This window comes from Alcaligenes sp. Lyrl_28, from assembly GCF_051948705.1.
In the GTDB taxonomy this organism is placed as follows: Bacteria; Pseudomonadota; Gammaproteobacteria; order Burkholderiales; family Burkholderiaceae_B; genus Alcaligenes; species Alcaligenes ammonioxydans.
The window spans coordinates 135,635-162,629 of record NZ_JAYJLG010000003.1 but is presented as its reverse complement, the minus strand read 5'-3'; the positions used below and the strand labels follow the sequence as shown (position 1 = coordinate 162,629).

Sequence of the window (26,995 nt, the reverse complement as noted above, 5' to 3'; positions counted from 1 at the left end):
TTTATGTCTTGTTTGCCTGCTCTGCGTCTTAGCCTGAGCGTGACCGCCGTCCTGATCCTGACGGCCTGTGCGGCTCCGGACCACCGGTCCGTCGCTTCACCCGCCTCCGGTCAGGATGCCCCTGAGCCGCCCCGACTGACACTGGCCAACGAGCCGGGCCCCGACTCCAGCCAGCCCATCCCTACGATCCGGGCTGGTCACGAATACAGCCTGCCTGAACTGATCGATCTGGCGCAACGCCTCAATCCCAGCACCCGTATCGCCTGGGGCGAGGCCCAGCAAGCTGCGGAAGCCGCCGGCATGGTGCAAAGCGCCTACCTGCCGCTTATTTCTGCCAGTGTGGTGGGCGGCTATATACGCAGTGATCGGGATGACAGTGTTCACATTCTGGGCAGAGAAATCGATGTGGACTACGACACCCATTTAAGTGGTGCCGTCCCTTCGCTTACCTTGAAATGGCTGCTGTTCGATTTTGGCAAGCGGGCAGCCTTGCAAAAGGCGGCGGACAAACTGGCCATGGCCAGCCGGGTCACCTTCAGCGGTGTCCACCAGGCCGTTATTGCCGAGGTGTCCATCAGCTATTTCAACTACAACTCGGCCCGTCAGCGCGCGCGCATCTCTGCTCAAGGTCTGAAAAATGCCACCTTGATCGAAGACATTGCTCTGGAGCGGCAACGCAATGGCCTGGGCACCCAGATCGAAGTGGCCCAGGCGCGGCAACTCAAGGCACAGGCCCGTTTGCATCACGTCAATGCCAGCACACTGGCACGGCAGTCCTATCAGACGTTATTGGGGGCCATTGGCCTGTCGCCCGAGGCGGAGCTTTCGGTCGCGGACAGCGCCTCGCGGCCCTTGCCGGAAGACCTGGACATTCCCGGCAACGCAATCCTGAAAAAAGCCATTGCACAGCGCCCTGATGTTCAGGCATTGCAAGCCGCGCATCAAGCCAGTCTGGCGGGCATCGAATCTGCCGAAGCGAGCTTCATGCCCAAATTGGCACTCATGGGCTTCATGTCCAAGCGCATGGGCTCACTGAGCGTCGGCAGCCTGCCAGAGATCAGCCCCCAAGCCTCCTCCCGGGGGGCCGTGCTGGCCTTAAGCATCCCGCTTTACGATGCAGGATTGCGCAACAAGCAAGTGCGCGAAGCCCAGTTACGCGCTGACACTGCGCGCGAACGTGTCGTCAAGACCGAGCAGGATGCCTACAAGCAACTGATCATCGCCGCCGATGCCTTGCGCGCAGCTCTGGAATCCCACCAGGCCGCCAGCAGTCTGGTCGAGGCCGCCCAGATCACCTACCAGGGCGCGCTGGAGTCTTATCAGGAAGGTCTGACCGGCATGACCTTGCTGACCGAAGCCCACACGGGGCTGCTGGGCGCCCAGGAGGCCCAGACTCTGGCCCATACGGCAGGGCTGGTGGGCTCCGTCAATCTCGCTTTTGCCATGGGTGAACTCAACCAGGCGCCCAAAGAGCCCTAAACCCTCAATCTTAAGCAGCGGCGGCTGGCCAACCCTGCCATCCGGCTGGGCCTGCCTCGAATGCCGGCCCAGTCAATCGGGGCAGGGGCTCCGGCCGAGCCCAGTCATCCACGAAGGGAGCCTCTCGCGGCTCCCTTTTCATGGGGGCAAAAAAGGTGTGCACCCACGCCTTACAGCGCCTCAATGGCATCCAGGGCTTGGGCCAAGCGTTCTACAGAACGCTCGATATGAGTCAGCTTGTCCAGGCCAAACAAACCAATGCGGAAAGTCTTGAAATCGGCAGGTTCATCACACTGCAAAGGCACGCCCGACGCCGCTTGCAAGCCAGCCTTGGCAAACTTCGCCGCCGAATGAATCCCGTCGTCCGTGGTGTAGCACACGACAACGCCCGGGGCCTCAAAACCCGGCGCGGCCACGCTGCGAAAACCGTGCTCACTCAACAGAGCGCGCACTTTGCGACCCAGCTCAAGCTGACGATTGCGGACCCAGTCAAAACCCAGCGCTTCGGTCTCGGCCATCGCCTCTTGCAGAACCTTCAACGAATCCGTAGGCAAAGTCGCGTGGTAGGCGTGAGCCCCATTTTCATAGGTTTCCATAATCTGCAGCCACTTGCGCAGATCGCAGACAAAACTGGTGCTGGTTGTACTGTCAATGTGCTGACGAGCCCGCTCGCTCAACATCACCAGGCCGCAACACGCTGAACCGGTCCAACCTTTTTGTGGCGCGCTAATCAAGACATCCACGCCCACATGCTTCATATCCACCCAGACGGTGCCAGAGGCAATGCAATCCAGCACAAACAGTCCGCCGACCGCATGCACCGCATCTGCTACCTGACGCATATAGTCCTCTGGCAGCATAATGCCCGAGGCCGTCTCCACATGCGGGGCAAACACCAGGGCCGGCTTTTCAGCCTGAATCGCGGCGATCACTTCCTCGACAGGCGCAGGCGCGTAGGCCGCCTGCGTCCCTGGCTCGATCGGACGAGCTTTCAGAACCGTCGTGCTGGCAGGGATGGAGCCCATATCGAAAATCTGCGTCCATCGGTAGCTGAACCAGCCGTTACGAATCACCATGCACTTGCGATTAGTCGCAAACTGACGGGCGACCGCCTCCATGCCGAACGACCCGCTGCCCGGCACCACAATCGCCGAGTGAGCCTGATAGACCAGCTTGAGCGTGCGAGAGATTTCGCGCATCACTTCCTGGAAGGTTTTCGACATGTGGTTTAGCGCGCGATCGGTGTAGACCACCGAATACTCAAGCAGGCCGTCCGGATCAACAGGCGTATTGGTGTGAGACATGAAAACCTCGGAATTCAGAGAGAAAAAATAGTAAGCTCCAGGGATTTTAGACCAAGCCATCCAACACGGTCTGCTTGTCCCATCGCGTAGTCTGCTCAGACTAAGGTTTATCGGAAGCAGGCCGTGCCTTTCTTGACTCCAGTCCCGGCTATGAGTACCGTGATGGGCACGTATCACCCAGCCCGAACATGACAATGCATGTAGCCCGCTTTAAGCCAAATACCTTGGGACGCGATATTGCCGTGGGAGATATTCACGGTTGCTTCACCAAGCTGAAGAAGTCTTTAGAACGGATTCGGTTTAATCCCTCCAAGGACCGGCTTTTTTCAGTGGGGGACTTGGTAGATCGCGGCCCGGAGTCGCACCAGGTTCTAGACTGGCTTGACCTGCCCTGGTTTCACGCAATTTGTGGCAATCACGAACAACTGACCTGGCGGCGGGCGATTGGACAAGCGATTCAAGAAGTAGACCATCGTGTGCATGGCGGGCTATGGCTGGACGACTGCACACCGGACGAACAATCCCTTATCGCGCAACGCCTGCAAGCCCTGCCTTTGGCAATGGAAATTGAAACGCCCCTGGGTTTAGTGGGTATGGTGCATGCCGACTTCCCCTACGAAGACTGGCAACACATCCATACCCAGGCTTTCGATGCCAATGACCGCTATGTTTGCATGTGGTCCAGAGACCGCTATGTGACGGGCTACGACGGTCTGGTCAGTGGCGTGCGAGCCTTGGTGCATGGGCACCAGACAACGCACAAAATGCGGCAATTGGGCAATGTGTTTTTCATTGATACCGGCGGGTGGCTGGATCATGGGCATTTCACCTTGCTGGACTTGAAGCGCTTGGTGGCTTTGTAGGCGTTTTTCGTCAATGCTGGTGCGGGCTTCTTCCCTCACGCTGTCTCTGCACCGGCTTGAACATCGGTCATCCCCTAGAAAAGAACAGGCGGATGACCACCCCATCAAGACATCGCCCTAACTCTGCTGTCTGTAATGATGTCTCTAACGCAGAGGATCTTTGAACTGCAGCAGAAAGCCGGGTTTGTAGGCGCTGCCGTCCAGATACGATTCCATTTTCCGGCATTTGGCGTTGCGGGTTTTATTGACCTGGAAGTCGGTCACGATTTGCGTGGCTTCGTCATACACCACTACCACAGAGCACTTGCGAGGCAGTTCGCGTTCATAAAAATACAGGCCTGTGGTCATACCAGGCCGATCGGTGTTGTGATAGGCGTAGCTATCTGTGAATGTCACCGTTTCAACTTCGTCAAATATCCAGTAATAGTAGGGTTTGCCATCGTTGGTTATTCCAGACTGTTGCAAACGTTTGGGCATGGCGTTCACGGCTTCCGATACAGGTTTGCCCTCAAAGCGGGAAGGAGCCCGATGTGCGGCACAGCCTGCCAGCACGAGAGCAAGGGCGCAGATGCCAAGTTGTTTAAAGGGAATCATTCGAAAAAAGAGGTCAAAAAAGTTGGAACAGGTCGGCGAGTGCCAAGCAGATAAGGTATGGTTTTTATCTCTTTATGATATTAATAACAACCATATGCTGGATAATCCGCCGTTTAATGGGGTGCTTTTCAGCCCAGTCCATCAAGGTCACTGGACAGCCGGATGCTGCAACTGCCGATAACTGCTTGTGCATAACATCCATCGACCTGATTTCATTGGGTGTTTACGGCACAAACCGCTGCCCAATTACTTTGCTTATGGGTCCAAGGAAGCAATCAATCGGCAAATCCCCAGTACCGGCGTCCTACGACCTCGCTTTCCAACAGCCCAACATTTACTTGTCCACGCCCCCACCCAACACAAGGCCGTTCACTTTCTTGCCGTAGTAGCTTTCCTCTCCATCGTGAAATTCCACGCGAGCCTGCTCCAGCGTCCCTGTCTGACGAGGATCTTTGGGACGCTCATGACTGTTGATGTAAGCGGCAACATCCCAGGCTTCTTGATCGGTCAGGGAAAATGGTTTACCCAAAGGCATATTGGCCTTGATGAAACCCGCTGCCGTATCAATACGTGCCATCCCCGCTCCCCAGTTGTAGGAGTTATTCCCCCATAAAGGCGGGAAGACCACGCCACTTTCAGCATCCTTCTGTCCCTGACCATCCACCGCGTGACACAGCACACAGTTATTGGTGTAAACCTCTTTACCCCGCGCGACGTCATAGCCCAGCTCCGTCTTTTTCACCTTGGGAAAGCCGGCGCCAGGCAACTTCTGACCGGTCGGCGCCCCGTCAGACATCCAGTACATATAGGTCATCAAATCACGGTAGACGTCGCTGCCTGCCGGTGGCGCCACGCCCGTAGAAGAAGCCTGGGCATTCATCGAATAGGTAAAACAACCAATAATGCGATCTTCCAGGGTACTGATGGCCTTGGTCTTGGAACGGTACGCCGGGTAGCTGACATAAGCCCCCCACATGGGCGCTGAATGCTCACGGCGCCCGGCATCCAGGTGGCAGTTCACACAGGCCAGTGTGTTGCCCACGTGATCCGACACTGTCGTGGAGGTTTCCATAAAAATCTGTTGTCCACGCCGAACGGCTTCCCCGTATGGTGTGTCGGGAATGCTGCTCTCGGCAGGCGGCACAAAGTAGCCGTCCGGGCCCACCGGCATTCCCGCCGTGACCGCGAGCTTGTCCTTGCTTTGCGCCTCTCGATCGGCTTGCATGGCCTCACGGCTGTAACCGACATCGCCCACCTTAATCGTCGCCGAATCGGGCGAGCCCAGGGAAAAAGACAACCAGCCCCTGGCGTTCAGACCATATCCGATGGCAAACAGCAATACCCCTATACCGGCCCCCCAGGCCAGTCTGCGTCCGCCCGACATGACGGGTTTGCCACGACCCTGCTCTTGCGTATCTTTCATAAAAAACTCTCTGTTCTGATCTTATTTCGCCTGCGTGCCAGGGGCTGGCAAGGAGGCGGCGTAGTAGGAAACCGCATACAGGTCCTCGTAGGACAGGCGCGAGGCAATATCATCCATCAGCGTTTGCGGCGAATTGTGACGATGACCGCCTTTCCAGGCCGACAGCTGACTGAACAGGTAGTCCGCCTGTTGAGCCGCCAGCGGCGGGAACGCAGCCCCTACCCCTTCACCTTGGCTGCCGTGACAGCTGATGCAGGCGGGCACGTTCTGCTTCCAGTCTCCTTTCTGGAACAAGGCCTGCCCACGCGCCAGATCCGCGTCCGAACTGGGTACTGCAGTAGCGGGGACAGGCAGCTTGGCGTAGTAGCTGGCCAGCTCTTTCATATCCGCCGGTTGCAAGCCACGAGCCACATACTGCATGGACTCATTCAAACGTGCGCCACTGGCAAAATCCTCGAGCTGCTTGAGCAGATATGCCTCTGGAATACCGGCCAGACGAGGGGTGATACCCGCGCCTTCACCCGCCTCACCGTGACAGGAGGCGCAGCTCCACACACTGCCCTGCCCCGAATGCACCAGCACCGGTGCATCCTTTAAAGCAGCCATTGCCGGCACGACTGGCGTACCACCGCCGTGAGAGCCGATGACAGTGGACTCATCTGGCGCGGCATGCGGGGCCAGATCATGCAGATAAAGGCCCACGCCCGCCAAGGCCAGCGCCACCAGCACGGCCAGCAGAAAAATCGGAATGGGACGCGGTGGCTCCCATGGATCAAAACTAGGGTCAATATTCTCGACCAGAGGCGAACTCGAATCTTTTTTCTTTGTCATGACATGTCCTATTGAGCGCCCGAGTCCATCAAGGTCTCGCCAGGGCGGCGGTCGTAGCCGCGGTCGCGTTTATCTAACTCCTGGCTTGTAGTCGCGTAGGTGCGATCCAAGGCCAGCAAATACTCGACCAGATCCAGGGCTTCCTGGCGGGCAACCACATGCTTGCCCTCTGGCTGCAAGGATTCGGGAAGACGCACAAGCACATCGCCCGGTTCGAGCTGAGCTTTCAGTTCGAACATATAAGGGTAGGATGGCATCAGGCTCCAGTCGAAAATCGCACGCGGCTGGTACAGGTGAGTCAAGTGCCAATCCCGACTTTTCATGCGCGCTGCGACGTTGAACAGGTCCGGACCGGTACGCATCGTTCCCAGCAAGTGGGGCGAGTCGTAAAAATAGTCACCGGGCGTAGAAGCACGCCCCCAGCCACGGGCGGTGTCAAACAGAGTCTGACCGCTCGAGCGGGGCTGCTGGCTGTGACAGTACAAGCAGCCGTTCGCCACGTACTGATCACGGCCCTGCAACTGCTGGACGGTATAGGGCTTCAATGGCGCAGGAGGCTCCGAGGTGCGCAATTGCCAAGCCGGCAGAATCACCAGCATGAGAGTGGCCAGCAGCAAAACGCCAATGGCTCCGATGAGTAAAGGTAAGAGTCGGTTCATGATGCATCTGCCCGAGCAAGTGTAGGAGTCGCATTAACAGCGGTGTCTTTGCGCAACAACAGCAAGGCAAAGTGAGCCGCAAAAATGAAATGACCCAAGGTCATCATGGTGCCGCCGATCGAGCGGGCCTCCAGATACGGAACCATCTTGCGAGTGATCTCGCCGAAACTGGCGCCCGGGTCCATCAGACCCATGCCCTGCACGACCCCGGCAATGCTCAAGGCCAGCACATAAATCGTGAAGCCTGCCGTCACCAGCCAGAAATGGGTCTTGATCAGCGCCGGAAAGGGCCAGCGACGTCCCAGAATGTGCGGCATCATGTAATACAGGGTGCCAAACATCACCATGGACACAAAGCCGTAGGCGCCCAGATGGGCGTGACCGACGGTGTAATGCGTAAAGTGCGTCACCGAGTTCACCGAACGGATGGCCTCCAGCGACCCCTGGAAAGAGGACAGGGTGTACATCAGTGCGCCAATCCAGACAAAACGCAAGGCCATGGATTGCTTGAAGGCCCACAAGTTCTGCGCCACCGTGACGTGCTGGTTGATGGCTACCGCAATCACAGGCACAAACATCATGATGCTATGCACCACGGAAAGGGTGACGGCCCAGGTCGGCACCGGCCCCCCCATCAAGTGATGCATGCCCACCTGACTGTAGAACAGCGCCAGGCTCCAGAAACCCAGCAAAGACACGTTGTAGGAATACACGGGCTTGCCAATGATTTTAGGGATGATGTAGTACGCCGCCCCCACGCCCATCGGCGTCAACCACAGACCCAGCACATTGTGAGCAAACCACCAGTTCACGGTAGCTTGCTGGGCACCGATGTGCAGGCCCGGGATATTCGATACCAGGAAAAGGAAGGGAAACCACACCATGCCAGCCAGAAAGTACCAGCCTGACACATAGATATGGCGCGACTTGCGCTTGGCCGCAGTTTCAATAGCCGGCCAGGCCAGGAAAAAACCGCCTACCGCCAGCAAAATATCGATCTGCCAGGGGAACTCCAGCCACTCAATGCCATCGGACCAGCCATTGGCAACGGCCAGCGTGCCGCCCAAGACCCCCAGGGTCCACAAGGCCGCACCGAAGTACACCATATTGGGCCGTCGCAAGGGGGTATGAAAAATGCGTGGCAACAGCCACAAGGCCACACCGATTCCGGTCACCGACAACCAGCCATAGGCCACAATATTCAGGTGCAAGGTGCGCGCCCGTCCAAACGTCACCTGGGCCACATCGGCCAGCCAGTCGGGCCAGTGCAGTTTGAGCGATGCCATCACGCCAAACACCGAGCCTATCAGCAGCCAGGTAATTCCGACCGTCACCAACAGCAGAACCGGCCCCCGGCCACTGCGATCAATGCCGGCACGCAACACGTCAAAACGATGCGCCTGCGCCTCGCTCTTCTCCCCAAAGGAAGCGCTATCGTCAGGCTGGCCCAACTCCCCTTTCATGAAGATGGTTTCAGCCTCGTTCTTGCCGACGAAAATCAGTTTGTTTGCAACGGCCCAGACAAGAATGCCCAGTGCCACCAAAGAGGCGACAAAACTGGTCGCCAGTAATATTCCCAATATAGGAGTCATGTGAATAAATGCCCGAGATCGATCATGCGGCTAAGCCTGGAGAAACGTCATTGCCCCAGCCGGTTTTATTAAAAAAGTAAGTACCGAGATGCAAATGCAATGCAATCTAGCTCACAGTAGAGGATCAGGATTAAGGCCGAATTAAGAGAGAGGCGCCTTTTGCCGCCCGCCTCAAGACTGCTAACATGAACGCCGAAACGTAATGAACATCAGGCTTTGCCTGAACACGCCGCATTCGCGACAAGGGGGGAGAATGCACGTCTTACTGGTTGAAGATGACGCGCTGGTCGCCAGCGGAATTGTGGCCGGCCTGCGATTGCACGGCTTGACGGTGGACCACGTAGGCACCGCCAGTCTGGCCGATACGGCCTTGCTGTCCTCGCACTTTGATGTCTGTATTCTGGATCTGGGCTTGCCCGATCAGGACGGACTGACGCTGCTGCGCCGCTGGCGCGATCAGGGCCGCAAACTGCCCATTCTGATCCTGACCGCCCGCGATGCGCTGCATCACCGGGTCGAGGGTTTGTTGGGCGGAGGCGATGACTACGTCATCAAGCCTTTTGACCTGGACGAGCTGCTGGCGCGTCTGCATGTGCTGACACGACGCTTGGCCGGTCACGAAACCGACTGCATTGAATATGGACGATTAAGCTTCTGTGCGTCGACCGGCCATGTCACTCTGGATGGCAAGCCAGTCAGCCTGGCCCGGCGCGAACTGTCCCTGTTGCGCGCCCTGCTCAACAAACCCCATGCCATTCTGAGTGCCGAACAGCTGTGTGACAGCGTCTACGGGTACGACCAGGATCTGGAAAGCAATGCCATCAATGTCCATATCTACCATTTGCGGCGCAAGCTGGGCAGCCATATCGTTGAGACCGTTCGCGGTCTGGGCTACCGACTGGGGCCGGCGGGCTAGGAAAGAAACAACATGAGTTTGCGCCTGAGGTTGCTGCTTGTGATCGGCATTTCCCTGACCGTGCTATGGAGTGCCGTGGCGGCCTGGATGCTGATGGATGCGCGCCATTCCCTGCGTGAGGCGCTGGACAGCCGTCTGGCGGCCTCGGCGCGAATGGTGGCCGGGCTGGTAGCCCAATTTCCGAATCTACAGGAGCTTGCCCAGTCAGCCGAGCGCCCCTTGGACATCATTGCCCGCGACGGGGTTGCCTGCGAGATCAGCGTGGTGCGCAGTGAAGTGGAGATTCAGGCAGTCAGCCGTACCGCCGGCAGTCCGGACATGTCGCAAGTGGCCTTGGGCTTTGGCACCCATATCCATGGCGGCAAGCGCTGGCGCACCTTTGTCCTGCGCGAGGGGCATATCCAGATTGCCGCCGCTGACAGCATCGAGATACGCGAATCCCTGGTACGGGAAATCATGCTCTCGGCCGGGCTGCCTTTCGTAGTGGCCCTGTTTGGCAGTCTGCTCCTGTTGTGGATAGGGATTGGTCACGGGCTGGCCCCTCTGGAGCGGATTCGGGATTTGCTGGCCCGCCGCCGTCCCGGTGACGACAGCCCGCTTCCCCAGGTCAAAGCCCCGGTGGAGCTGCAGCCGCTGCTGCGTACGATTGAGGCGCTGCTGGAGCGGCAACAGGCCGCCATCATGCGTGAACGCCGCTTTACCGATAGCGCAGCCCACGAATTGCGCACCCCGCTGACAGGCATCAAAACCCACCTTCAAGTGGCTCATCTGGCGGCCCAACGTCCTGGCGAGCGTGACACGCTGGATGCCGCCTTAAGTCAGGCCGATCAGGGTGTGCAGCAACTGCAAAATATCCTGCAAAGGCTGCTGGAGCTGGCTCGGCTGGACGGCCAGGGTGCGAGTCAGGAAAGCAGTCAGGCCGATGATGCCGTCTATGCAGCTTTACATGCACTCAAGGCCATCCATGGTGACACCATCGACGCCATCACGCTGGACACACACACTCAACACGGACCGGTGCAAATTGAAAAGTCCTTGCTGACAGTAGCCATACAGAACCTGATCGATAATGCCCTGCGCTATGCCAAGGCCTTGGCAGCCATCAGCCTGCGAATTGAGGCGGGTGAACCGGGTTACCTGCGTATCAGCGTATTGGATAATGGCCCTGGCTTGAGCGAGAGCGAACGCGATCTGGCTATGAACCGCTTCTGGCGTGGCTCACAGCAACAGGCCGGTTACGGACTGGGCTTGTCCATCGTGAACGCCATCGCCACCCAGCATGGAGGAACGCTGGAGCTACTGAACCGGCAAGGTGGCGGTCTGGAGGCTCGGCTAACCGTACCGCTAAGCGCGTCAACGCCGCTCTAAAGCGACGTGTCGCTCCAGCTGCCCGACATCGGACCTACTGCTGGTAGAGCACGCAGCGCCCATCTCTGGATTGCAGGTGGCAGCTTGCCAAGCATTAAAAAAGGCCGGAACCTTGACGGGTTCCGGCCTTTTCAGTTTGACGCGGTGCTTGCCGGTTCAGGCAAGCCCATCATCAAAGAATTTGGATTTTAGTTGCGCATGGGCCTTTTTGGCCTGCACCTTCGATGAAGGAAACGCGTTGGTTCTCTTCCAATGTTTTGAACCCGGTTCCCTGAATTTCACTGTGGTGTGCGAAGAGATCCTTGCCGCCGTTCTCCGGCACGATGAATCCGAAGCCTTTTTCGCTGTTGAACCACTTCACAATACCAATTTCTGTCTTCAAAATAAGTCCTAAATGTAAAAACGAACAGAGAAAAAATTTCTCTCCCTGCACTATCCTCCGATTTTGTGCACAAAGATAGCGCCGTTACGTTTTAATCCAAAAAATCCGGTTTTTCTGTTGTTTCCTGAGCATTTCCGAGTGTTAACCCTTACCCGCAGTCCGACGTTTCCACCGCACGACCAACCCTCCCCCCCACTTCGTTCTTCCCCCACCCACACTGAACTGCGCTGCTGCACCGTGCCTGAGCGGCCTCTAACCTTGGTTTCAACGCCTTAACCCGGCAAAAAAACCCCACGCAGCCCCGACAGTCTTGGCTATACTGGCTCGCACCAAGCGGTCTACTTACCAAGATTGACGTGTGTCATGTCATGATCACGAGGAACATAACAATGAATCGTAGAAATTTTCTGCTGGCCACCCCAGCCGCCGCACTCGGAACAATTGTTCTTCCTTCCACCAGCCTTTCAGCCCCCGCCATCATCACCAACACCAGTCAGATCCTGCCGCGCCACACCAAAGGCCCGCGCATTGTGATTTGTGGCGGCGGTTGGGGCGGGATGACCGCTGCCAAATATCTGTCCAAGCTGGTTCCCCAAGCTCAGGTCGTGCTGATCGAGCGCAACCCCACCTTCTGGTCGGGGCCCATGAGCAACAAGTGGCTGATTGATATCGTCAACACTGATTTCCTGAACCATGACATGCTGGCGCCTTCGATCAAGTATGGGTACAGCCTGGTGCATGCCGAAGTCACTGCCATCGAACGCGACAAGAAAACCGTACGTACCACCCAGGGCGCGCTGGAATACGACTACCTGATCCTGTCGGGCGGCATACGCAATGCCTATGACGCCTGGTTTGGCAATGACACCTACGCCGCGGAATACACACGCCAGCACTTTCCCAATGCCTACATCCCGAACGCCGAGATGTTTGCTTTGAAGAACAAGCTCAAGGCCTTCAAGGGCGGCACCATTGTCATGACGCTGCCCCCGCCGCCCCACCGCTGCCCGCCCTCGCCCTACGAACGCGCTTGTTTGATGGCCTGGCACATCAAGACCAACAAGATTCCAGGCAAGATCATCATTCTGGACCCCAAGCCCAATATCGCCCCGATTGGCGAGGGCTACCGCGCCGCGTTCCAGGAGCTGTACCCGGACATCATCACCCATGTCCCCAATGCACGGGTGCGTGAAGTCGACCCCTTCAAAAAACACATCAAGACCACTGCAGGCGACTTTGATTTCGACGATGCCGTGCTCATGCCTCCGCATCAGGCGGCCGACATGGTCTGGAACGCGGGTCTGGTGGGCACAGGCCCTGACGGCAAACCCACCGGCTGGGCCAATATTGATCCGCGCCTGTTCACCGCACGCGACGACGACAATGTCTATGTGGTGGGTGACTCGATGGGCTTTATTTCCGATCAGTTCGGCCACTACCCCAAGAGCGCGCACGTTGCGCATGCCGTGGCGAAAATCGTTTCCCAGAACCTAGCCGAACGGATTGCAGGCAAGGAAGTCGTGCCGGTACTCCCCGACAACCTGTGCTACATGATGGTGAATGGGGACCCGCAAGAAGAAATTTCGGTCAAGTTTGAGTACGAGCTGGATGCCAGCGGCAAGGTGCTGCAAACACAGATTGATATGGATGTTCGCACCCCCGACCTTGTTCAAGAAGATTTTCAGTGGATCCAGAGCCGTTTCAATGACTTCCTCTAAACTTCCCTCCCGTTTCGTGCGTCGTCGCCAGTTGTTGCTGGGCAGTGCGGCCGGACTGGGCGCCGCCTGGCTGCCCGTCAATCTGCATGCACAAGTCGCTTTTGATCAATTGCTCAAGCCGGCCACCGCCGCCCAGGTCCAGGCGGTGGTGAACGAGTTCCTGAACGGCGCGCCCCCTGAGGAAAAAGGCTTGAAGCTGGACATGCCCGCCCTGGGAGACAACCCCGCCGCAGTGCCCGTCAAGGTCGTGCTGGACCTACCCGTCAATGACGAGCTGTACTGCCAGGAGCTGATCATTCTGGCCCAGGGCAACCCACACCCCCTGGCCTGCCGCTTTCGCTTTACCGCCCTGGCAGGTACAACGGAAGTCGCCGTGCGCCTGCGTCTGATTGAAACCCAAACCATCCGTGCCCTGGCACGGTTGAGCGATGGCCGCGTTCTGAGCGCCCAGCATCACATCACCGTGACCGCTGGCGGCTGCGGCATGTAAACAAGAGCCCCTCATGAGTAAACCCCGTATCTGGATCAGCAACGCCACGCCCAAGACAGGCGAGATCGTGCGCGTGCGTGCGCTGGTAGAACACCGCATGGAAAGCGGCCTGCGCCTGAACAAAGAAGGTCAGGTTGTGCCACGCAACATCATCCACGAATTCAAGGCCACCTTTAACGGTGAACTCTTGTTCAATTGGCAACCGGAAACCGCCATTTCCCAAAACCCCTACCTTGAATTTACTTTTGTCGCACGACGCTCAGGGGTTCTGGAGATGAGCTGGACGGACGACCAGGGCGCTGTCATCACCGGCCAGACCGAGCTGAGCATCAGCGACTGATTATTGCTCGGTTCCCATCAGACTCCCTACCCCCATCTCGGCGCCCCTATTGGGCGCTGAACTCATAACAGCGTTCTATATAGTCATACAAAGTGGGCGTAAGGAGAATGCTACGCTGAGCGTCTTTTCCTGCAACGAAGCACATTGACAAGAAGAATGCCCATGTCCCTCTCTCTGGTAGGTCGTCTCCTTTTCGCCCCCGCCTTGCTGGCGGCCAGCAGTGCCGCGGCACCGGCCTGGGCCAGTTCCACGCTGGATATCAAGACCGTAGCCAGCTCCTGTGCGAACTGTCACGGCCCGGATGGACGTTCCACCACCATCATTCCCTCGCTGGCAGGCCGTCCCCAGGCCGCCTTGCTGGAGCAGTTGCGTGCCTTTGCCTCTGACAATCCCCCGGCTGGCACCACCATCATGAACCGTCTGGTCAAAGGCTACCAGGATGCGGATCTGCAAGCTCTGGCCCAGTACTTCTCGACACTTCCCTCCACCCCTGTCAGCATGGCGCAAGGACGTTAAGCATGAGCACACCCGTAAACTCCTCCCGTCGCCAATGGCTGAGCCGTGTCGGTAAGACCAGTGCCGCTGGCCTGGCTCTGAGTGCCTTGCCGGTGTATGCACGCAGCCGTTCCGCCCATGTGATTGTGGTCGGTGGCGGCTTTGGCGGTGCCACTGCGGCCCGCTACCTCAAGCGCGGCGATCCATCCCTGAAAGTAACCTTGATCGAACCGGCCACCACCTTCTACACCTGCCCATTCAGCAATCTGTATCTGGCCGGTCTGCGCCGCTTTGAACAGCAGGGCCACGGCTTTGAGGACCTGCGTGCAGCGGGTATTGAGGTGATCCACGATCGGGCAACGGCAGTGGACTCCCAGGCCAAAACCCTGAGCCTGTCCAAAGGCCAGACGCTGTCCTACGACAAGCTGCTGCTCTCGCCTGGCATTGATTTTCGCTGGAACACCCTGGAAGGGTATGACGAGGCCGCCGCCTTGTTGGCGCCGCATGCCTGGAAAGCCGGTGAGCAAACCCGGCTGCTCAAACGCCAGCTCGATGCCATGCCCAACGGCGGCACTTTTATTATGGTGGCCCCCGAAAACCCATTCCGCTGCCCGCCTGGCCCCTACGAGCGCGCCAGCATGGTGGCTCACTACTTCAAGCAGAACAAACCCAAGTCCAAGATTCTGATTCTGGATGCCAAAGACAGCTTCTCCAAACAAGGCCTGTTTCAGGACGGTTGGAAACACGTCTATGGCGACATGATCGAATGGGTGCCCTTCTCCAAGGACGGCAAAGTCACCCGCGTGGATGCCGCCAAGCTCAGCGTGGAAACCGAGTTTGGCGAAATCCACAAGGCCGATGTGCTCAACGTGATTCCGCCTCAAAAAGCGGGAACCATTGCCGAACAGGCCGGTGTCACCAACGCCAGCGGCTGGGTGCCCATTGACCCGCATACCTTCGAATCCGAGCAGGTCAAAGACATCTATGTGGTGGGCGATGCCACCATTGCCTCGCCCATGCCCAAGTCCGGCTTCTCGGCCAACACACAAGCCAAGCTGGCAGCGGCTGCCATCATCAATGCCTTGAACGGCAAGCCCGTGCCACAGGCGACCCTGAGCAATACCTGCTACAGTTTGATCGCTCCTGACTATGGCATTTCCGTGGGGCATTTGTACGCCTTTGCCGATGACAAGCTGGCCGAAGCCTCCGGCGGGGTCAGCCCCAAAGAAGCCAGCCCGGCCTTTCGCAAGCAGGAAGCCCAGTATGGCGAGGCTTGGTATGCCGCAATCAGTCGCGACATCTGGGGCACCCAAGGCTAAGTGGTTTCAATCCCGTTCCCTCTCCAGCGCACATGATGAATACAGAACTTGTACTGTGGGTCAGCTTGGCCATTGGTCTGCTCTTTGGCATGAGTGGCCAGCTCAGTGGTTTTTGCTTTTATCGTGGTTTAACCGAGCGCTGGTCCGGGCGCAGCGGCTACAAGCTCCAGGGCTTTGCCCTGGCGCTGGCCGTGGCCCTGGCCGGTACACAACTGGCTGCAGGCAGTGGGCTGATCAGCCTGGACAAGGTCTTGTACCTGAATCCGACTTTTTCCTGGCTGCTGGTGCCGGTCGGTGGCGTGCTGTTTGGTATGGGAATGACCTTGGCCAATGGCTGCGGTGCCCGCGCTCTGATTCTGTTGGGGCAAGGTAATTTGCGCTCTTTTGTAGTGCTGTTATGCCTGGGTATCGCCGCTTACATGACCTTGACCGGACTGCTGGCCCCGCTACGCATGAACCTCGCCCAAGTCAGCAGCATCACCCTGCCTGCCGTCACCCTGCCCGCAGGCCCCGTACGATCCATCGTCATTGCCCTGCTCGTTGCCGCTTTAATCGCCTTTTCCCTGCGCCCCCGTCTGGACGGCCAGCGGCTGAATGATCTGCTGGCAGGCGTCTTTATCGGGCTGCTGATCGTAGCAGGCTGGCTGACCACCGGTTGGCTGGGCGATGACCCCTTCGAGCCTGTGCCCGTCAGCTCGCTGAGCTTTGTGGCCCCGATTGGGGAAAGTATTCAATACGCCATGATCTCCACCGGCATGAGTCCACGCTTTACCATCCTGATGGTGGCGGGTGTGCTGGCCGGTTCCTGCCTGAGTGCTCTGCTGCGCCGACGCTGGAAACTGGAAGGCTTTGAATCACCGCGCCACATGCTGCGTGCCATGACCGGCAGCACCCTGATGGGCGTAGGCGGTGTACTGGCCCTGGGCTGCACCATCGGCCAGGGCTTGAGTGGCCTGTCTACCTTGTCCGCCACCTCCTTGCTGGCGGTGCTGGGGATCGTGATTGGCTCGCGCCTGGTCTGGGCACGCCCCAACTCCTGAGTCCGTGTTTCAATAGGGGTTTGATGGACCACCCTGCAGGCTGCCCGACGCTCCTGAGGCTAGCATTGCTGCAGGCGCTTATTGAGGCTCGTGCAATGCGACAGATCCTGCTTGTTGTCGATGTGCAAAGCTGTTTTGCTCCTCCCTTGTGGCTGATCGAAGGGATTAATAGGCTCAGCCGCCACCTGCCCTGTGTGGCGCTGATCGAGCAGCATGACGAGTCCCAAACCCCTTTCCTCAGTCAGCTCGGCTGGTGTCCGCCGCGCGATGATTGCTGCCTGATCGATGCCGACGCCATCTTCATCAAGCATGGTTACACACCCAGCCCTGCTGCAATGGAGTATCTGCGGCAGTATCAGGCCGATCGCATTCTGGTCTGCGGTATTCAGACCGATACCTGCGTGCTGGCTGCGGGTTTTGCCTTGTTTGATGCTGGGCTGCATCCCACCCTGATTACCGATCTAACCGTGGGTTCATCGCTGGATCGATCCGGCGCGATGGGCATCAAGCTGTGGAAACATCACTTCGGTCGCACGATTCATAGCCGCGAGCTGCGGCTTGAGCAGGACCCGCCATAACCTTAGTCACTCCCCTTGCGTTACGCCTTGCTTGTCATTGACACCCGCTTGCTAAACGCTCTTAAGCCTGTCGACCCTCTGATGCATCGCATCGGCCCGCTTCAGTGCCCAGCTGCCAAGCGTTCTGCGCCTCATGTCTGCGGTCCCACATAGCCACAAAACCGGCCAAGAAACAAGAATTACCCGTCTTAAAACACTACAGGTTAACGCTAGTAGTCATCGCTTTTTGCCTGTCTATACAATAGCGGCGTCAATAACGGTTCAGGTGAGAGTCTTCACATTGATGAAGCGCCGACGGAGCAACGACCCCGGAATCTCTCAGGCAAAAGAATCCTGAACCTTTGACCATCTGGAGAGAGGCACACCCGTGCCCACCGAAGGGGACCATCGCGAACCGATGGATAAGCTCTCAGGTAAACGGACAGAGGGGGTACAGAGACCATATGGTCTTTGTTCACCTATTTGTCCGGAGTCTATCTATGAGCAGATAGTCAGGTGCCTTTTCTGGACGCCTGACCCACCACTACTTTATTTCTATTTTTAATCGCACACAGGTCTGTTCTGACATTTCATGTCATCAGAACAAGGAGGACTGTTGTGCGCTCCCCATCATATTTAGATCGGTATCAAGAAAACCGTCCTTGAGGACGGGTTGTACCCTTTGTTTTCTCGCAGCACAGTCATAATTACGCATTTGAACGAATAAAAATCAGGAGAACAGTGTGTCTCAGCAACATTCATCTGGACTGCAGCGCTCGTTGAAAAACCGGCACCTGCAACTGATAGCAATTGGAGGCGCTATCGGCACAGGGCTATTTATGGGATCAGGCCGCACGATCAGCCTGGCCGGCCCCTCGGTCTTGTTTACGTACATGATCATCGGGTTCTTTTTGTTTTTTGTTATGCGGGCAATGGGAGAATTGCTTCTGCATAATCTGGAATACAAATCTTTTGTCGATTTCGCCGCCGATATTCTAGGCCCGACCATGGGCTATTTTCTGGGCTGGAGTTATTGGTTTTGCTGGGTAGTCATTGGGATTGCAGATATTGTGGCCATTACCGGCTATACCCAATTCTGGTGGCCGGATATTCCATTGTGGTTACCAGGACTGGCCTGCATTGCTTTTTTGCTGGTCTTTAATCTGCTGTCGGCCAAATTATTTGGTGAGCTGGAGTTCTGGTTTGCACTGGTCAAGATTATTGCCATTGTGGCCCTGATTGGCGTGGGTGCGTATCTGCTGTTTACCGGCTTTGTGGGCCCAACCGGTGAAAAAGCCAGCCTGACCCACTTGTGGGATCGGGGCGGGATGTTCCCCAATGGCCTGGGTGGCTTTTTTGCTGCCTTCCAGATCGCCATCTTCGCATTCGTGGGTATTGAGCTGGTGGGTACGGCCTCGGCTGAAACAGCGGACCCTGCCAAGAACCTGCCCAAAGCCATCAACAAGATTCCCGTTCGCGTGATTGTGTTTTACGTGCTGGCCCTGACCGCCATCATGACCGTCACTCCCTGGGATATTGTGGCCCCCAACAAGAGCCCCTTTGTAAACATGTTCTTGCTGATCGGCGTAGGTGCAGCCGCTGCCATCATCAACTTCGTGGTGTTGACCTCGGCCCTGTCCTCGGCCAACAGCGGCATGTTCTCGACAGGCCGCATGTTGTACGGTCTGTCCAAGAACAAGCTGGCTCCTGAAGCATTCAGCCAGCTGTCGCGCAATGGTACCCCCCGCAATGGCCTGATCTATTCTTGCGCCCTGTTGCTGTCCAGCCTGTTCCTGCTGTATGCAGAAGGCGATGTCATGCGTGTGTTCACCATCGTGACCACCGTGGCCAGCATCTGCTTTATCTTTGTCTGGGCCGTGATCCTGATCACCTACCTGAAGTACCGCCGGGTTCGCCCCGAAGCCCATGCCGCATCGAGCTACAAAATGCCCTTTGCGATTCCCATGTGTTACCTGACCCTGGCTTTCTTTGCCTTCGCGCTCTATCTGTTCAGCCAGGAAGAAGAAACCCTGATCGGCCTGATTGCCACGCCGTTCTGGTTCCTGGCGCTGTTCATCTGCCTGCCTTTCTACAAGAAACGCATGAAACAGCATCTGGCCCTGGGCCTGGCGGCGCAAAGCGTCCGTTAAGATCCCCTGCGCCCAACACGGCCCTGCCAGGGGCCGTGTTGCCGCAGCCAGGGGCTGGCTCCACAGGCGTAGGTCCGCACCCACAGACGACCTCTCATCCTGCAATCGTGGGAGAGTAGACCTGGAGCAAGGGCTGAAGCCCGGCACTCGAAAGCCACCCTTTGGGGTGGCTTTTTCTATGTGCAGACAAGCGGTAGCCGCGAGCCCCCAACCCTTTAGGCCCCCGATATTTCACGCCAATAACACAGATTCAGACGGAAAAACCTTTTACACGCCCTCATTTACACCTTATTACCCTTAATGCCTTCTCTCAGGTTGACGTAAGGGTAAACCCAAGTTGTGACGCGGCAAAGCTTACTCATAGACTAAACCCGATGTGTAGCCAATAAGAATGTACAAAAGGGACAAGCATGGTTTTACGTCTAATCGACTCGCTCAATGAATGGATAGGGAAGCTTATTTCCTTTATCGCCATCATTTTTTCCACCATCATTATTTACGAAGTCTTCATGCGCTACGTGATGAACCAGCCCACACGCTGGACTTTTGACGTCACCAAGCAGCTATATGGGTTTTACTTTCTGATGTTGGGCGCCTACGCACTCAAGCACCAGGCCCACGTCCGCGTCGATCTGCTCATCCAGCGCTTTTCTCCTGCCGTCCGAAAATGGACGGAAATTGCAGGTTACCTGATTTTCTTTTTCCCCTTCGCCTGGGTTTTCCTAACCCGCAGCTATGACTTTGCCATGCGCTCCTGGGCTCAAGGCGAGACCACCTACGGCGCGGTCCAATTACCTGTTTATCCACTCAAACTCTCCATGGTTCTGGCGGCCGCCTTGCTGCTGCTCCAGGGAATTGCTGAAGTTATCCGTTTGCTCAGTCAGAAGGACGCCCCCCGCCATGACGCCTGAATTGATTGCACTTGTCATGGGTGGCCTGCTGTTGCTGGGGCTGTTCATGGGACACCCCTTGGCCTTTGTTCTGGGCAGCACGGCTGTCATCGGCGCGCTGGTGGCGGGCAAACCCATGGTTCTGGGCATTGTGGTTAACCGCATTTACGGCGATGTCCTGGACAACTACACGCTGATTGCCATCCCGCTGTTTATTCTGATGGCACGTTTTCTGTCCGACTCCGAAGTCACCGACAAGATGTTTGAGGCCTTGCGCCTGCTGATGTCTCGCGTTCGGGGTGGGCTGGCGCTGGCTGTGGTATTTATCTCCATCTTGCTGGCAGCCACCACCGGCATTATCGGCGCCTCGATTACGGTTACCGGCATGATGGCACTGCGCCCCATGCTGCGCTATGGCTATTGCCCCAAGTTGACCACCGGTGTGATTGCCGCTTCGGGCTGCCTGGGCATCCTGATCCCGCCGTCCATCATGCTGATCCTGATGGCCAGCTACTCCCCACTGTCGATTGGCGAGCTGTTTGCCGGCGCGCTGATTCCTGGCGTGCTGCTGGGCCTGCTCTATGCCCTGTGGGTCGTGTTTGTTGCCTGGCGTCATCCTGAACGCGCCCCTTCCGTGGAGCCCGATGAAAAGATCTCCAGGCCCGCCTTGATCCGCATGCTGCTGGTGGAAGCCGTGCCACCCATCTTTCTGATTCTGGGCATTTTAGGTTCCATGCTGGCCGGCATTGCCACGGCCACCGAAGCCTCCGCTATCGGGGTGCTGCTGTCCTTGCTGATCGTGATTTTCCGGGGCAAGTTCAAATGGTCCATTTTTCTCAATGCCCTGTATGAAACCGGTCGCACCTCCTCCATGATTCTGTTCATTGTGGTCGGTGCCACGGCCTTTACCGGGGTCTTTAACATCACCGGCGGTTTGGGCGCTGCCCAGGACATCATGCGCGGTTTAGACATGGAACCCTGGCTGCTGATCGTCGTCATGCTGCTGATCATCTTTATTCTGGGCTGCTTTCTGGACTGGACCGGCATCGTCCTGCTGTCTTTCCCCATCCTGCTGCCGATTGTGCAGGAGATGGGCATCAGCCTGCTCTGGTTTGTGATTCTGGTTTCGGTTGTCCTGCAAACGTCCTTTTTGACCCCGCCTTTTGGTTATGCCCTGTTCTATTTGCGGGCCATCACACCCAAATCGGTCAAGACCATGGAGATCATTACCGGCGTCATCCCCTTTATCGGCCTGATTATTTTGATGTGCATCTTGCTGGCCATTTTCCCTGGTCTGGCCACTTGGTTACCCACCGTGCTGTACGGAACCTAATACAACAAGGAGACATAATGAAACTGACAAAAAAGGCAATTGGCGCCTTGACCGGTCTGGCTTTGCTAGGCATGACGGGCCTGAGCCAGGCCGCCCAGAAATGGACCATGACCAGCACCTGGCCAGCCTCGATCGAATTGGTGGAACTGGACAAAAAATGGGTCGATCTAGCCAATAAACTGGTTGGAGATGAACTGAAAATCGAGTTCTACGAAGGCGGCGCCCTTGTCCCTACCGGCGAGGTCTTTAGTGCCGTTGAGTCCGGCACCATCCAGGCAGGGGCTGATTGGCCAGGGTACTGGGCAGGCCGCAACCCGGCCTTCTCCCCCTTGGGGACTCACTCCAGTCTATTCAATGCGGTGGACTACGCCAACTGGATCAAGGAATGGGGAGGCGCCGAGCTTTATAACGAGATTTATGGCAAATATGGCATGGTCTACCTCCCCTACGCCATCACCAATAATGAATCCGGTTTCCATACCAACGTTCCGATTCGCAACCTGGAGGAAATCAAGGGTAAGCGCCTGCGTCTGTCCGGACTGGAGCAAGGCAAGGTACTGGAAAAAATTGGCGGCACTCAGGTTTCCATGGCTGGGCAAGAGCTGTATCAGTCACTGGAGCGGGGGGTGATCGAAGGCGCCGAATTCTCCACTCCTAACGTGGATGTGTCTGCCGGCCTTCATCAAGTCACCAAGCACTGGACAACGCCCGGCTGGCACCAGTCTGCATCCGTCTTTGGCGTCATGATCAACAAAGCCGCCTGGGATGCCCTGAGCGACTCGGCCAAGGAAAAACTGAAAATCGCAGCCGATGCCACCATGATGTGGTCCATCGCTTTTACTGAAAAGAAAGCGACCGAAGGCTTGCGCACCTTTCAGAAAGCCGGGGTGGAAATCCACCGCATGGACGATGAGAGCCTGAAAACCATTCAGCAAGTCACCAATGAAGTCATGATTGCCATGGCTTGCAGCAACCCGGATGCCGCCAAGGTGTATGCCAGCCAGATGGAGTACCTGCACGACTACAAAGACTGGCGCGAAACCTCTATGCCGTTCAATCTTGGCCGTCCCATCGAGGGGCCCGATCTGGACAAAATCAAAGCCTGCCTGAAATAAAGCCGACGTCCTTGCCGTGGCAGAGGAACCCGGTCCTGAGATCAATCGGAACCCCTCGCCGCGGCAACTACCTCCAAACGATAGTGGTCTGCCACTATCGTTTTTTTATGGGCCCACGGCTCGCTTCTTGAGCCACACGTGTCACAGCACCTGTAAAAACGCCAACAAAGCCTGGATTTCCGCCTCACTCAAATTCAGCTTTCGTATGCGTGGTGACTTACGTGGTATCAACGGACCGGCTTGCCCAGCGTCAGGGATCATGCCCGCATCGTACATGCGTACGACACCCTCCAGGCTCGGGAACAAGCCATTGTGCATCCAGGGCCCCGCCCGCGCGACGTTGCGCAAGCTGGGGGTACGAAACAGCCCCAGGTCGGCCGGGTCGCGAGACCACTCAAACCGGCCCAGGTCCTGCAAGCGACGTCCATAGAAAGACAGGCCTATATTGTGAAAGCGGTTATCCGTCAGCAAGGGGCCGTTATGGCAGTTCATGCAGCGCGCCTTGGTGCGAAACAAGTGCAGGCCAGTGAGCTCCTGATCATTCAAGGCAGCCACATTACCCGCGAGAAAATCGTCAAAACGCGTTGCGGCCGGTCGAAGGGTGACCACATAGGCGGCCAGCGCCCGTGCCAGTCCTTGGGCATCCACCCCAGCGTTCCAGGCCGGTCCAAAGGCCTGTTGAAACGCCTGGGGATAATCGTCCAAGGTACGCAGGCGCACAATCAGATCGCGCAAGGCATGATTCATTTCCACCGGGTTTTCAATCGGACCGAGCACCTGATCCTGCAAAGTCTGCACCCGACCATCCCAGAACAAGTCTTTGGCAAATGGCGCAGCGAATAAGGGTGGCGTACGACGCTTGCCCATCAGACCGTCCTCCCCAATCGCCAATGCCTTGCCATCGCTAAATGATTTGTCGGGCTGATGACAGGATGCGCAGGAGATCTGTTGCCGACGCGAGAGCCGCTTATCAAAAAACAGGCGCGCGCCCAAGGCCACAATCTGCTTGTTACTGGCATCCTGGGCTGCCTCATGCTGTGCGTCCGAGCCTGGGCCTGGTATCGGCCCCCACTCCAGCCACCGCTCTGCCTCATCCATATCAGGGGCCGGCCATTGACGCGGAACATGCTCATAGCGTGTGCGCAGGCAAGCGGCATCAAGTTCGCCCTCCTGCCAGCAAGATGGGGGCGTCGCTTCCAGACCGGGCGACCAGCGGGCAAGCACCACCGCGGGATCATCGCCCCCTGCAGTGGACGTAGTCGTCACAGAGGCCGCGCAGGCCGCACCGGACAACAGGGTTCCCAGCGCCACCCTCAGCCAGACGACGCCGCGCCGTTTGATCTTCAATAACGGTACGAAGCGCGCAACCACAGCTCTCTTCCTGTCCGATAAAGGTTCTGGCTGCTTGCCGAGTTCGGCGTGCTGATCACCAAAGGCGCTTGCTTGTCCAGCACATTCAGCACATCCAGCCCCACGCCCAAGCCTTTGAACATCGTCGGCTCCCAGTCCAGACGCATATCCCAGGTCCAGTAAGAACCTACCCGGCCAGACTCGTATTTTTCCCGCCCGTCACTCCGATTCAGGCCCAGATAATGCACATCCTTACGGGCGCCATTCCAATGAATGCGGTTACTAAGTTGCAGACCATACGATGCCCACCTTCCTGTAAGACCCGCACTGACACGCCACGGCAGGTTGTAATCTCCTACGGGACGGTCACCTCGACGGATCAGGTCGCCATTGTAGTAAATGTCGTCGTCCATCTCCTCGGCGGCGCCCTCATAACCATCGGCCAGTTTGGTATTGCGCTTGCTGCGCTGATGGGTGATATCCAGATGCGCCGTCCATCGACTCGGCCCCACCGCCCAGGGTGCAATGCTCTTTACACTCAAGGTGAAGGCATCGGTTTTGGCGTGTCCCTTATTGGTGTAGAGGTAGCCAGTTTTGCTCGTGCCTTCGATAGAGACCTGTTGGCGGCCATAACGACGCACATAGCCCAACTCGGCGACCACCGTGCTTGACAACTGTTGCTGCACACGCAGAGCCCACTCGTCGTCATAGGGCGTGCGCAAGCCGTCAAGCGTATAGGCGGTATGGGAAGGTCGATCTACCCGATTACCTCCGGTGATTAACAAGGTGTGCAATTGGCTCTTGCGCTCACGCATGGCGGTCCCAAGAATGTCCATGCCGTAATAACGGGACCAGCCGCCCGACAAACGCGTTTCCCCTGTCCCGAGCACATCCCACTCCAACAAGGTACGTGGCGCCACATTGGTGTTGCCGAAATAATTGTCCCTGTCCACACGCAAACCGCCGGTCAGGGCCAGCCGCTGCCATGACAAACGATCAGACAGGTAAACCGACGCAGCGGTATAGCTGACCCCCACATTGCCGGCCTGGTAGTAGTTCAAGGTCTGCAGCTTATCGGGCTGACCATTGCTGAAATGGCGAGTATTACCGCCGTAAGCATCCTTCTGACGCACGAATTCGCCCTGGGTATGGGCCAGCTCAACACCGGCATACGTGGCATGTTCAATTGCCCCGGTCTGAACCGGCTTGAACTCCAGTCGGGACTTCAAGGTCAGATTGCGCTGTTCGGTCGATTCCTGTCCAAAGCCACCGGTGATATAGGTGTAATCCAGGCGACCCGTGGGCTGATACATCATGTGGACCATATAGTCGGTACCGTCAGAATGGCGGTAACTGTTCATCTGGTCATAACCCAGTTGCACACGCGCCTGCCCCCAGCGCAGATCATGGTTCAGATCAAACCCCAGACCGTAGGATTGTTGCTGGTGCTGCCACTGAATCTGGTCGGCCAAACTGCCCGAGTCCACCAGATCCTCACGACGATCCGCATACTTGAGGGTCAAGGCGGAGTCGGTGTCGGCACTCCAGCGAGTATGAATTTTGACAAACCCATTATCGACCCGGTCTATGGAGCGCGTCTTCAAATCCGTGAAGACCGTATCGTAGCGCACACGCATGGACCGATCAATCGTGGACTGACGTCGGGAGAGGTGGATCAGGGCTGCCGTATCCTGTGTCCATCCCACGTCAAGCATTGCCGAGGTGAACCGTTTGGTCCAGACCGGAGAAAAACCGGGTTTGCCCGCCTCAAAATTCTTCTTTTGTTCGGGCGCAATCTTCTGCGCAGTCAGCCCCGAGGAGTTGTAGCTGAAATCAAACCGGACACTGTTGTCGCCTTGGGGATTACGTACCCTGGCATCGACCACACCCCCCGTGAAACGACCATAGTCCACAGGGATACTACTATCGAGTACCGTCACGCTTTCCAGCAGGTGCGTATCCAGGTTGTAAGCCTGGGCATAGGCCGGTACATTGCCCACCTGCAGATTCAAATTGCGGCTGGCAGGGTCGATCTGGTTGGTGGCGCTAATGCCGTCAATCTGGAACTGGTTCTGAAAAGGGCTGGCCCCGTAGAAACTGATGTCTTGCAGCGCCAGGGAACCTCGATTCACACCGCTTTGCGCGGCATCATCCTGACGCACCGCGGGGTGATCGGCCAGCAAACTGGACACGTCCCGATTGCCGGCGGGCCGCTGATCCATATCCCCTCGGGAGTAAACACGTTCGCCGATGCGCTGGCCCTGAACACGCACAGGTTCCAGCACCGACAAGCCCTTGGGCACCGTCGCCGTCACTACCGTATAACGACGCGCCCCCTGCTGGCGCGCGGCCAGCCCCCAGGGGGCCAGCAAATTGTCCAGTGCCTGCTCGACCGTCAGCTCACCCTGCAGGGCCACGGCCTGTTTCTCCCGAACCTGCCCAGGTGAGAATGCGATTTCCACCTGAGCCTGACGCCCTATCTGCAAAAGCGCGTCTGCCAGCGCTTGAGGGCTCATGTTCAACACCAAAGCGTCGTCAGCCCGCACCTGTGCAGGTGGAAAAACCAGCAGCATGCTGGCAATCCATAACACCAATGGTCCCGGTTTCAGACGTCCTGGCCGATGCGAGGGACCGAGGTCGGCCGCCATCTCAGCAAGCGTTTGCCTGCGCAGGGCAAGAACAGACGGCGTGTACTGCAAAGCGCACTTCATGATTGAGCATCCTATTTAAACAACTACTATCAGGACGCTGTGCTATCCGTCTCCCCTCACCCCGGGTTGCCATCAT

24 protein-coding genes and 1 riboswitch are annotated in these 26,995 nt (G+C 57.4%); of the genes, 15 read left to right on the top strand and 9 right to left on the bottom strand.

Annotation, left to right across the window (positions count from 1 at the left end; translation table 11 throughout):
* The first annotated feature begins 3 nt into the window (after positions 1-3).
* Positions 4-1,479 carry a TolC family protein gene (locus VF694_RS08480; RefSeq protein WP_440164096.1) on the top strand — a complete coding sequence of 492 codons (1,476 nt, stop codon included), beginning with the start codon at positions 4-6 and terminating at the stop codon, positions 1,477-1,479.
* A 170-nt stretch (positions 1,480-1,649) separates the two neighbouring features.
* Here VF694_RS08480 and VF694_RS08475 read toward each other — a convergent pair whose 3' ends face one another.
* On the bottom strand, positions 1,650-2,783 hold the full coding sequence (locus VF694_RS08475) for an aminotransferase class V-fold PLP-dependent enzyme (RefSeq protein ID WP_440164094.1): 1,134 nt from the start codon (positions 2,781-2,783) through the stop codon (positions 1,650-1,652).
* A gap of 188 nt (positions 2,784-2,971) precedes the next feature.
* On the opposite strand from VF694_RS08475, the gene VF694_RS08470 reads away from it, so the two are divergent.
* Positions 2,972-3,646: a metallophosphoesterase gene (locus tag VF694_RS08470; protein ID WP_230406281.1), complete on the top strand. Its 675-nt coding sequence runs from the start codon at positions 2,972-2,974 to the stop codon at positions 3,644-3,646.
* 144 nt (positions 3,647-3,790) lie between these two features.
* Here VF694_RS08470 and VF694_RS08465 read toward each other — a convergent pair whose 3' ends face one another.
* The 5 genes from VF694_RS08465 to VF694_RS08445 all read right to left on the bottom strand — a co-directional run bounded on the left by VF694_RS08465 (position 3,791) and on the right by VF694_RS08445 (position 8,745).
* Positions 3,791-4,123: a hypothetical protein gene (locus VF694_RS08465; protein WP_157784348.1), complete on the bottom strand. Its 333-nt coding sequence runs from the start codon at positions 4,121-4,123 to the stop codon at positions 3,791-3,793.
* 451 nt (positions 4,124-4,574) lie between these two features.
* A complete protein-coding gene (locus tag VF694_RS08460) occupies positions 4,575-5,663 on the bottom strand; it encodes a c-type cytochrome (RefSeq protein ID WP_003801712.1) in 1,089 nt (362 codons plus the stop codon).
* Positions 5,664-5,684: 21 nt separating this feature from the next.
* Entirely contained in the window at positions 5,685-6,494 is an 810-nt protein-coding gene (locus VF694_RS08455) for a c-type cytochrome (protein WP_440164091.1), read from the bottom strand.
* A gap of 8 nt (positions 6,495-6,502) precedes the next feature.
* Positions 6,503-7,153, bottom strand: a complete 651-nt coding sequence (locus VF694_RS08450; protein ID WP_003801717.1) for a cbb3-type cytochrome c oxidase subunit II — start codon at positions 7,151-7,153, stop codon at positions 6,503-6,505.
* Positions 7,150-8,745 carry a cbb3-type cytochrome c oxidase subunit I gene (locus VF694_RS08445; protein WP_301607099.1) on the bottom strand — a complete coding sequence of 532 codons (1,596 nt, stop codon included), beginning with the start codon at positions 8,743-8,745 and terminating at the stop codon, positions 7,150-7,152. The genes VF694_RS08450 and VF694_RS08445 overlap by 4 nt, the downstream gene beginning before the upstream one ends.
* Before the next feature lie 253 nt (positions 8,746-8,998).
* Between VF694_RS08445 and VF694_RS08440 the strand changes: the two genes are divergently transcribed.
* Together VF694_RS08440 and VF694_RS08435 are read left to right on the top strand one after the other, a co-directional pair.
* The gene (locus VF694_RS08440) at positions 8,999-9,661 is read left to right on the top strand and encodes a response regulator (protein ID WP_003801720.1); all 663 of its coding nucleotides are present in this window, start codon (positions 8,999-9,001) and stop codon (positions 9,659-9,661) included.
* A 12-nt stretch (positions 9,662-9,673) separates the two neighbouring features.
* Positions 9,674-11,029: an ATP-binding protein gene (locus VF694_RS08435; RefSeq protein ID WP_003801722.1), complete on the top strand. Its 1,356-nt coding sequence runs from the start codon at positions 9,674-9,676 to the stop codon at positions 11,027-11,029.
* A 172-nt stretch (positions 11,030-11,201) separates the two neighbouring features.
* Here VF694_RS08435 and VF694_RS08430 read toward each other — a convergent pair whose 3' ends face one another.
* Positions 11,202-11,411, bottom strand: a complete 210-nt coding sequence (locus VF694_RS08430; RefSeq protein ID WP_009461028.1) for a cold-shock protein — start codon at positions 11,409-11,411, stop codon at positions 11,202-11,204.
* A gap of 389 nt (positions 11,412-11,800) precedes the next feature.
* Here VF694_RS08430 and VF694_RS08425 point away from each other — a divergent pair, with 389 nt between their 5' ends.
* From VF694_RS08425 to dctP, 11 genes are all read left to right on the top strand, one after another.
* Complete coding sequence (locus VF694_RS08425; RefSeq protein WP_003801725.1) at positions 11,801-13,129, top strand: FAD-dependent oxidoreductase; 1,329 nt, start codon at positions 11,801-11,803, stop codon at positions 13,127-13,129.
* Positions 13,116-13,619, top strand: a complete 504-nt coding sequence (locus tag VF694_RS08420) for a thiosulfate oxidation carrier protein SoxY (RefSeq protein WP_003801727.1) — start codon at positions 13,116-13,118, stop codon at positions 13,617-13,619. The genes VF694_RS08425 and VF694_RS08420 overlap by 14 nt, the downstream gene beginning before the upstream one ends.
* A gap of 13 nt (positions 13,620-13,632) precedes the next feature.
* Complete coding sequence (gene soxZ / locus VF694_RS08415; RefSeq protein ID WP_003801728.1) at positions 13,633-13,959, top strand: thiosulfate oxidation carrier complex protein SoxZ; 327 nt, start codon at positions 13,633-13,635, stop codon at positions 13,957-13,959.
* A 162-nt stretch (positions 13,960-14,121) separates the two neighbouring features.
* Entirely contained in the window at positions 14,122-14,475 is a 354-nt protein-coding gene (locus VF694_RS08410; protein WP_003801730.1) for a c-type cytochrome, read from the top strand.
* Positions 14,476-14,477: 2 nt separating this feature from the next.
* Complete coding sequence (locus VF694_RS08405; protein ID WP_003801731.1) at positions 14,478-15,773, top strand: NAD(P)/FAD-dependent oxidoreductase; 1,296 nt, start codon at positions 14,478-14,480, stop codon at positions 15,771-15,773.
* 32 nt (positions 15,774-15,805) lie between these two features.
* Entirely contained in the window at positions 15,806-16,813 is a 1,008-nt protein-coding gene (locus VF694_RS08400; RefSeq protein WP_440164088.1) for a YeeE/YedE family protein, read from the top strand.
* A 95-nt stretch (positions 16,814-16,908) separates the two neighbouring features.
* Entirely contained in the window at positions 16,909-17,391 is a 483-nt protein-coding gene (locus VF694_RS08395; protein WP_440164087.1) for a cysteine hydrolase family protein, read from the top strand.
* A gap of 254 nt (positions 17,392-17,645) precedes the next feature.
* Positions 17,646-17,735, top strand: a riboswitch (glycine riboswitch).
* A 414-nt stretch (positions 17,736-18,149) separates the two neighbouring features.
* Positions 18,150-19,520 (top strand): amino acid permease, encoded by a 1,371-nt coding sequence (locus VF694_RS08390; RefSeq protein WP_275694131.1) that lies wholly within the window; start codon positions 18,150-18,152, stop codon positions 19,518-19,520.
* Between the two features lie 410 nt (positions 19,521-19,930).
* Positions 19,931-20,431: a TRAP transporter small permease subunit gene (locus VF694_RS08385; RefSeq protein ID WP_003804547.1), complete on the top strand. Its 501-nt coding sequence runs from the start codon at positions 19,931-19,933 to the stop codon at positions 20,429-20,431.
* Positions 20,421-21,743 carry a TRAP transporter large permease gene (locus VF694_RS08380; protein ID WP_003804548.1) on the top strand — a complete coding sequence of 441 codons (1,323 nt, stop codon included), beginning with the start codon at positions 20,421-20,423 and terminating at the stop codon, positions 21,741-21,743. The genes VF694_RS08385 and VF694_RS08380 overlap by 11 nt, the downstream gene beginning before the upstream one ends.
* 17 nt (positions 21,744-21,760) lie before the next feature.
* Positions 21,761-22,858, top strand: a complete 1,098-nt coding sequence (gene dctP / locus VF694_RS08375) for a TRAP transporter substrate-binding protein DctP (protein ID WP_336579655.1) — start codon at positions 21,761-21,763, stop codon at positions 22,856-22,858.
* A 141-nt stretch (positions 22,859-22,999) separates the two neighbouring features.
* Here the strand turns inward: dctP and VF694_RS08370 are convergent, their stop codons facing one another.
* Positions 23,000-24,229 carry a cytochrome-c peroxidase gene (locus tag VF694_RS08370; RefSeq protein ID WP_440164085.1) on the bottom strand — a complete coding sequence of 410 codons (1,230 nt, stop codon included), beginning with the start codon at positions 24,227-24,229 and terminating at the stop codon, positions 23,000-23,002.
* Positions 24,202-26,919: a secretin and TonB N-terminal domain-containing protein gene (locus VF694_RS08365; RefSeq protein WP_440164084.1), complete on the bottom strand. Its 2,718-nt coding sequence runs from the start codon at positions 26,917-26,919 to the stop codon at positions 24,202-24,204. The genes VF694_RS08370 and VF694_RS08365 overlap by 28 nt, the downstream gene beginning before the upstream one ends.
* Positions 26,920-26,995: the final 76 nt, after the last annotated feature.